This window comes from Virgibacillus alimentarius, assembly GCF_017874635.1.
Lineage (GTDB): Bacteria > Bacillota > Bacilli > Bacillales > Amphibacillaceae > Virgibacillus_B > Virgibacillus_B alimentarius.
Window position 1 is genome coordinate 46,968 of sequence record NZ_JAGIKX010000021.1, and the last position, 6,685, is coordinate 53,652.

Here is a 6,685-nt window from a genome sequence, read left to right on the forward strand (position 1 = left end):
AGAAGGAAGCCTCACTAGTCGCTGGTGGCCATGCGCTAGACGAATCAAAAGCGCATGGCCACCCGAGTAGCGACGTATGGGGTGCGCCTATGCCAAAGCATAATTAAAACAGCGAAGTGGGAGGAAGAGCGAATGGAAGTAATTCATATCACACAGGCAAGCGAGCAATTCAATAAAGAAGCCCATGTGATGGCAATCGGTTTTTTCGATGGTGTTCATTTAGGACATCAGGAATTATTGAATCATGCAAAGTCGCTTGCTGAAAAAAATAATGTTCTATTTACAGCGCTGACGTTCAGTCCACATCCGGATGAAGTAATTAAAGGAGATAAAAACCGAAAATATATTACACCACTGCCTCAAAAGATAGAGAAGATGAGGGCGCTAGGAGTAGATAAGTTATTTGTCATGACGTTTGATAAAGCTTTTGCATCCCTTCCACCAGCTGACTTTATAAACGATTATATTATTAATACACATACAAAACATGTCGTTGTTGGTTTTGACTTTACGTTTGGCTTTAAGGCCGAGGGAGATACACTGCTTCTTCGCAAACAGTCAAAAAAGCAATCGTTTGGATTATCCGTTATACCGAAAAAAACCTACCGGAACGAAAAGATAAGTTCGACCCTATTAAGAAGATTAATAGGAGACGGGGAAGTTGATAGGATTCCTTTCTATTTAGGTGCAAATTATCAAGTAAAAGTAGAGACAGGAAAAAAACATCAAACTGGAAGTCAAAACGTACGCACACTTGGAAGTTACATTTTACCAAAAGCAGGTATCTATTTTGTCAAAATATCGGACGGAAGAAGAACTGTTCAAGGGGAGTTTCACCGATACGCAGAAAAGGATAATGAAATCGTTGCTCCGGGATTACAAGCGTTACATGGTGAGGAATTGTCGATTTTATTTCTCAGTAAAGTGTCAGCGGCAAGTGTGGTTTCTGTTTAAATTAAAATAAGGAGGAGCGTTATCATGGATGATCGAGTCTTTCGAAACACAATGGGGAAATTTGCAACAGGTGTTACGGTGATTACAACAAAAGTTGGAGAAGACGTACATGGGATGACAGCGAATGCATTCATGTCGGTATCCCTAGATCCAAAGTTGATCACTATTTCCATCGATAATAAAGCAAATATGCTGGAGAAGATAAAGAGCTCCGGACAATTTGCAGTGAGTATTCTAGGCGAAGAGCAACAGGACATTTCGATGCATTTTGCGGGTCAGAAGAAAAAAGAAGATGGCATTGATTTTGACCTCGTTCACAATGTGCCAATTGTTCGTGATGCATTGGCAACTGTTGTTTGTGATGTACACGATTCACATGTTGTGGGGGATCATACGCTATTTATTGGTAAAGTATTTGAAATTAGCCTAAGAGATGGCAACCCACTAACATTTTATCAAGGAAAATATGGTAACTATGCCCCGGTAGAATATGCTTAATCAAATAAGATAATCGATTAAGGCGTTAGACCAGTGATGAACTGGTCTGTTTTTCTGAAAAAGTGCAAGCGTACAGAAAGAGAAGAGGAGTGATGTTACATGAGCAATGTAATAATGAAATTACGTGGGGTAAGTCAGCTGCAGGAAGCAAGGGTTAATCAGGAGAATACAGTCGAGATAAATCAAAGAAATCTTCAAGTAAATGAACTATCGTTTGATGTTCCCGTATCTGGTACTGTTTATGGAACATTATTGAATTATCAAGGTGCGTATAAAGCATTTGAGAGTCAGATGCATGAGAAACCTTATAAAGCGCCACCAAAAAAACCAGTACTATATATCAAGCCAAAGAACACTTTTGCAAGTCATGGTGCTGCAATACCACTTCCAGAAGGTGTTTCAGAACTTCAAATGGGAGCTGCACTAGGCCTTGTTATTGGAAAAACAGCAAAGCAGGTAAAAGCAGATGAAGCGTTAGAGTACATGAAAGGATTCACCGTGGTAAATGATGTCAGCATTCCACATGAGAGTGTGCATCGTCCGGCAGTAAAGGAAAAAGCACGCGATGGATTTTGTCCAATGGGCCCTTGGGTGATGGAGCGCGAAGCAATTACGGATCCAGATGCATTAAATATCCGTGTCTTTATTAATGATGAACTGAAGCAAGAAAACAATACAAAGCATTTAATTCGTTCGATTGGAACTTTAATGGCAGATGTAACGGAGTTTATGACATTATATGCTGGAGATGTATTACTCGTTGGTGTGCCCGAAAATGCACCGCTTGCCAAAGAAAACGATGTTGTAAAAATTGAAATGGAAGGTGTAGGAACACTGAAAAATACAATTAAAAAAGAGAACGATGTAGTAGGAGGAGATATCATATGAAGCACGGTCGTGTCGCATTTGACGGATTAATTCATGACGTTGTTGAGCAAGATGGCAAAGTTAAGCTATTGGATGGACGCATTGTAGAAGAGACGGATGTCACTTGGCTTTCGCCGGTAGAGCCTCGCACAGTATTTACGCTAGGATTGAATTATGCGGATCACGCAAAAGAGTTGTCTTTTTCTGCTCCAAAAGAACCGCTCGTATTTTTAAAGGGACCAAACACATTTATCGGGCATCGTGGACAAACCTATCGCCCTAGTGATGCAACCTACATGCATTATGAGTGTGAACTTGTTGTTGTCATTGGTAAGACGGCTCGTCATGTCAAAAAAGAGGATGCATATGACTATGTATCCGGTTATACGATTGCGAATGATTATGTGATTCGCGATTATCTGGAAAACTATTATCGCCCAAACTTACGTGCAAAAAATCGGGATAGTTGCACACCGATAGGTCCATGGTTCGTTGATAAAGAGGATATTAAAGATCCAATGAATCTAACGCTGCGGACTACGATTAACGGAAAAGTTGTTCAGGAAGGCACAACAAAAGATATGGTATTTAGTATCCCAGACTTAATTGAATATTTAAGCGGATTTATGACGCTAAGCCCGGGTGACCTTATACTAACGGGTACCCCAAAAGGTTCCGTAGATACAGCTGTAGGCGATGAAGTGATTACGGAGGTCGAAGGCATTGGTCAACTGGTTAGCACCATTGTAGGAGAATCTGCTTTTAATCAGGCATAGGAAAGGTTAGGACAGGAGGGAATAAAATGCCACACTTTTATATTGAATATACGGATAATATTAAACAAGAAGCAAATATCCCTGAACTACTCAAAAAGATGAATCAATCACTCCTTTCCCATCGTGATATTATTCCAATTGGAGGACTGCGCTCCCGGGCAATTGAACTAACCGATTATCTTGTTGCAGATGGAGCGGAAGATGATGCATTTGTACATGCTACACTTAAACTTGGGAAGGGGCGTTCAGAAGAAGATAAAAAGAAGGTCTGTGATGCTCTTTTTCATGCAATGAAAGAGCATTTTGCTGAAACATATGAAAAGCGATCCTTGGCATTATCCATGGAATTATATGAGTTTCAGGCACCGACATATAAATTAAATAATATTCATACCCGGTATAAAAAGTAATGGGATAATTGAGAAAATGGGGCTGGGGCAAAACCCCAGCAAATGTAAAAATGGTCAGATAGTTCATCTTTCGATGGACTGCCTGACTTTTTTTATAAATGAAATAATTCTCGATATGGATGGGAACTTCGTTGCCTTCCACTACAGGTGGCTGCTTTCCGCAGGCACGGCTTCACCCTCCTCGGAAGAAAAACCACTTTACGCGGGGTCTTCAATTTTTCTTGGAAGATTAATATAACGCATTTTTCGATCGTCACGATATTGACGTTAGGTATGCTTTTCGCTATACTTTCATCATTAATCGTCTTAAAAATCAAAATTATAAAAGATTTGGGGGACATGATCAAGGAGTGTGAGAATAGATGAATGGAAAAGAACCAAATATTGGCCTTGCACTTGTTCCGTTAGTCATTTTAATAGGTGCTGCGGCTATGTCCATCTTTGTCTGGGACGCAGGGATGTTTATTCCCTTAATTAGTGGTATTGCTGCGGCATCTTTGATAGGAAAAATACTAGGGTACCAATGGCGCGATTTGCAAGGGGCTTTATCGGATGGTGTTTCTAAGGCACTTCCAGCAGTATTTATATTATTTATTATTGGAACCATCATTGGAACCTGGATTTTAAGTGGGGTTATCCCTACACTTATCTACTACGGACTCGCAATGATTAATCCTAATTTTTTTGTACCGCTCGTTTGTTTTATTACTGGTATTGTTGCACTTGTACTGGGCAGTTCTTTCACCTCAATCGCTACAGTCGGGCTGGCTTTTATTGCCATTGGACAGGGGATGGATTTTCCGCTGCCACTCGTAGCAGGTGCGGTTATTTCGGGAGCCTTTTTTGGTGATAAATTATCTCCTTTGTCAGACACTACAAATGTTGCTCCAGCAATGGTGGGTGAGGATCTATTTGCACACGTTCGCTACATGCTCTGGGATACGATCCCAGCTTTTGTAATCTCACTGTTATTATATTGGATTGTGGGGCTGAATTACGCAACATCAACAGCAAGTGTCAGTGAAATCAATGAAATGATGCAAGGTTTAGATGCGTTATTTGTCATTCATCCACTCCTATTTGCTATTCCGGTTTTCACCTTTTTTTTAATGCTGAAACAGTACCCGGCAATACCTTCTCTTGTACTCATTGCAGTCATAGGAGGTATAACAGCAATCCTTGTACAGGGAAGCAATATTACGCAAGTGGTCCAAGCAATGACAGCAGGATATCAAGCAGAAAGCGGTATTGAAGCAATTGACTCTTTGTTATCAAGAGGTGGAATTAATTCGATGCTTAACACAATCGGCTTAATTATTATTGCAACTGCTCTTGGTGGAGTCCTAGAATCAACCGGAGTGTTCAAAGTGATTGTAAATACGATCGTAGCAAGAGTTCATTCAACGGGGTCGCTCATTCTTTCTACGGTTCTATCCACTTTTGTAGTTGCTTTTGCAAGTGGAGCCCAGTTTTTGGCAATCATTTTACCTGCAAGAGGCTTTCTTAAGTCCTATAAAAATTTTGCACTTTCCCCATTAAATCTATCAAGAAGTGTTGAAGCTGCTGGGACAGTCGGGATAAATTTGGTGCCGTGGGGAGTTCCAGCTGTGTTTGCAGCAGGGGTATTTGGTGTACCAGCAACTGAATTCATTCCATTTATCTTTTTTGCGTTTCTGGTGCCGCTTATCAATATTGTCTATGGGTATACCGGTTTTGCAATCAAGCGTATCCCGGCTACAAATTATGAAAAGAAAGAGGGGATGGCTCGCAATGTTTATTAAAGTATTAGGAACAGCACAGGATGCAGGTATACCTCATCCCAATTGTTTTTGTGACCATTGTGAAGCAGCAAAAAAGGATAAAAAATACCAACGTTCTGCTGCTTCACTTTCCATTCATTTTGAAACAGAAAATAAGTGGTATATGATTGACCCTTCACCTGATTTTAAGCAGCAGCTTCAACATGTTCAAAGTGACATGGGGTGGAAGCAGATGATGGATGGGATACTGCTTACACATGCACATATCGGTCACTACCCTGGTTTGATGTTCCTAGGAAAAGAAGCAATTTCAACAAAGGAAATGCCTGTCATGGCAGGGGGGGAAATGAATCATTTTCTATCAAGCCATTATCCTTGGAAACAATTAATCGATTTTAATAACATAAAGCTCAAATTAATAGAGAATCAAAAAGCAATTTCATTCCCTGAAGGAGCATGTATTATTCCGCTATCTGTTCCGCATCGAAATGAATTCTCTGAAACGTTTGGTTTTATGATTCAAGGTAAACAAAAAAGTCTGCTGTATATACCTGATATTGATAGCTGGGAGGAATGGGAGCAAGACTTAGGTCAACGAATGAAGGATATCGATTACTGTATTATTGATGGAACATTTTATTCCACCGTAGAGCTTGAGTGGATTGGCAGATCCTATAAAGATATTCCGCATCCGCTCATGACAAAGTCGATGGAAAAGTTTGAACCATACAAAGACACATGTAATATTTATTTCACTCATTTTAATCATACGAATCCAGTGATTGGCACCGACCAGAGGTATCAAGAAGAAGTAGAAGCAAATGGATTTTTCATTTTGGAGGAAGGTCAGGAGATTCACTTATAAGAATGAATAGAAACAGCCCCACTTAGCTACAAAGTAAATCGGCTATTTGAGGGTAGGTATTCGTCTTGGTGTCGTTACGAATCATGATTTATTCCAGGGTGCTGCTGATCGGCACGGGAAATATGGGAATGGCCATATGGTTGTGAATACAAATGGTAGAAGATGTGTTTGTGGTAGTGATGGGTGTGTTCACACGTATTCAACCATTCTAGCTCTAAAGAGTGAGGTTATAGAAAAGATAAAATGTGGCCATTCCTCCCTTCTGATGGAACATGTGGAAAACCCGGAAGATATTGATTTTGATTCCATTTGTTTAGCAGTTGAAAAAGATGATGCATTATGCACCACTATTTTAAAAGATTTTGGTTATCATACTGGAATAGCTGTTTCTAATATTTTTGCGCTTTTGCAGCCTGATTTAGTTATCCTAGGCGGACCGATGTATCATCGCTTCGACTTATTTTAGTGCGCCCAGCATGGGCTATAACTTGGTGGTGAAAGTCCACTACAGGCTTGGCAGTAGGAACTGTTAGCTGAAAGCAAGGGTGTCCATTG

8 protein-coding genes are annotated in these 6,685 nt (G+C 40.2%); all 8 read left to right on the forward strand.

Translation table 11 applies throughout. From position 1 onward, the window contains the following. Positions 1–132 precede the first annotated feature (132 nt). The 8 genes from J2Z81_RS10805 (at position 133) to J2Z81_RS10840 (ending at position 6,596) form a co-directional block, all read left to right on the forward strand. Positions 133–954 (forward strand): FAD synthetase family protein, encoded by an 822-nt coding sequence (locus J2Z81_RS10805; RefSeq protein WP_051681367.1) that lies wholly within the window; start codon positions 133–135, stop codon positions 952–954. Between the two features lie 24 nt (positions 955–978). Further along, complete coding sequence (locus J2Z81_RS10810) at positions 979–1,452, forward strand: flavin reductase family protein (RefSeq protein WP_029266697.1); 474 nt, start codon at positions 979–981, stop codon at positions 1,450–1,452. A gap of 99 nt (positions 1,453–1,551) precedes the next feature. Then, positions 1,552–2,340: a fumarylacetoacetate hydrolase family protein gene (locus J2Z81_RS10815; protein WP_226371333.1), complete on the forward strand. Its 789-nt coding sequence runs from the start codon at positions 1,552–1,554 to the stop codon at positions 2,338–2,340. Further along, positions 2,337–3,095, forward strand: a complete 759-nt coding sequence (locus J2Z81_RS10820; RefSeq protein ID WP_226371334.1) for a fumarylacetoacetate hydrolase family protein — start codon at positions 2,337–2,339, stop codon at positions 3,093–3,095. The genes J2Z81_RS10815 and J2Z81_RS10820 overlap by 4 nt, the downstream gene beginning before the upstream one ends. A gap of 26 nt (positions 3,096–3,121) precedes the next feature. Beyond that, positions 3,122–3,505, forward strand: coding sequence for a 5-carboxymethyl-2-hydroxymuconate Delta-isomerase (locus tag J2Z81_RS10825; RefSeq protein WP_029266691.1), 384 nt, complete (start codon positions 3,122–3,124; stop codon positions 3,503–3,505). A 362-nt stretch (positions 3,506–3,867) separates the two neighbouring features. Next, positions 3,868–5,286, forward strand: a complete 1,419-nt coding sequence (gene nhaC / locus J2Z81_RS10830) for a Na+/H+ antiporter NhaC (RefSeq protein ID WP_226371335.1) — start codon at positions 3,868–3,870, stop codon at positions 5,284–5,286. Further along, positions 5,276–6,130, forward strand: coding sequence for an MBL fold metallo-hydrolase (locus tag J2Z81_RS10835; protein WP_226371336.1), 855 nt, complete (start codon positions 5,276–5,278; stop codon positions 6,128–6,130). Before nhaC ends, J2Z81_RS10835 begins: the two co-directional genes overlap by 11 nt. Positions 6,131–6,176: 46 nt before the next feature. Continuing rightward, positions 6,177–6,596 (forward strand): ROK family protein, encoded by a 420-nt coding sequence (locus J2Z81_RS10840; protein ID WP_226371337.1) that lies wholly within the window; start codon positions 6,177–6,179, stop codon positions 6,594–6,596. Positions 6,597–6,685 lie beyond the last annotated feature (89 nt).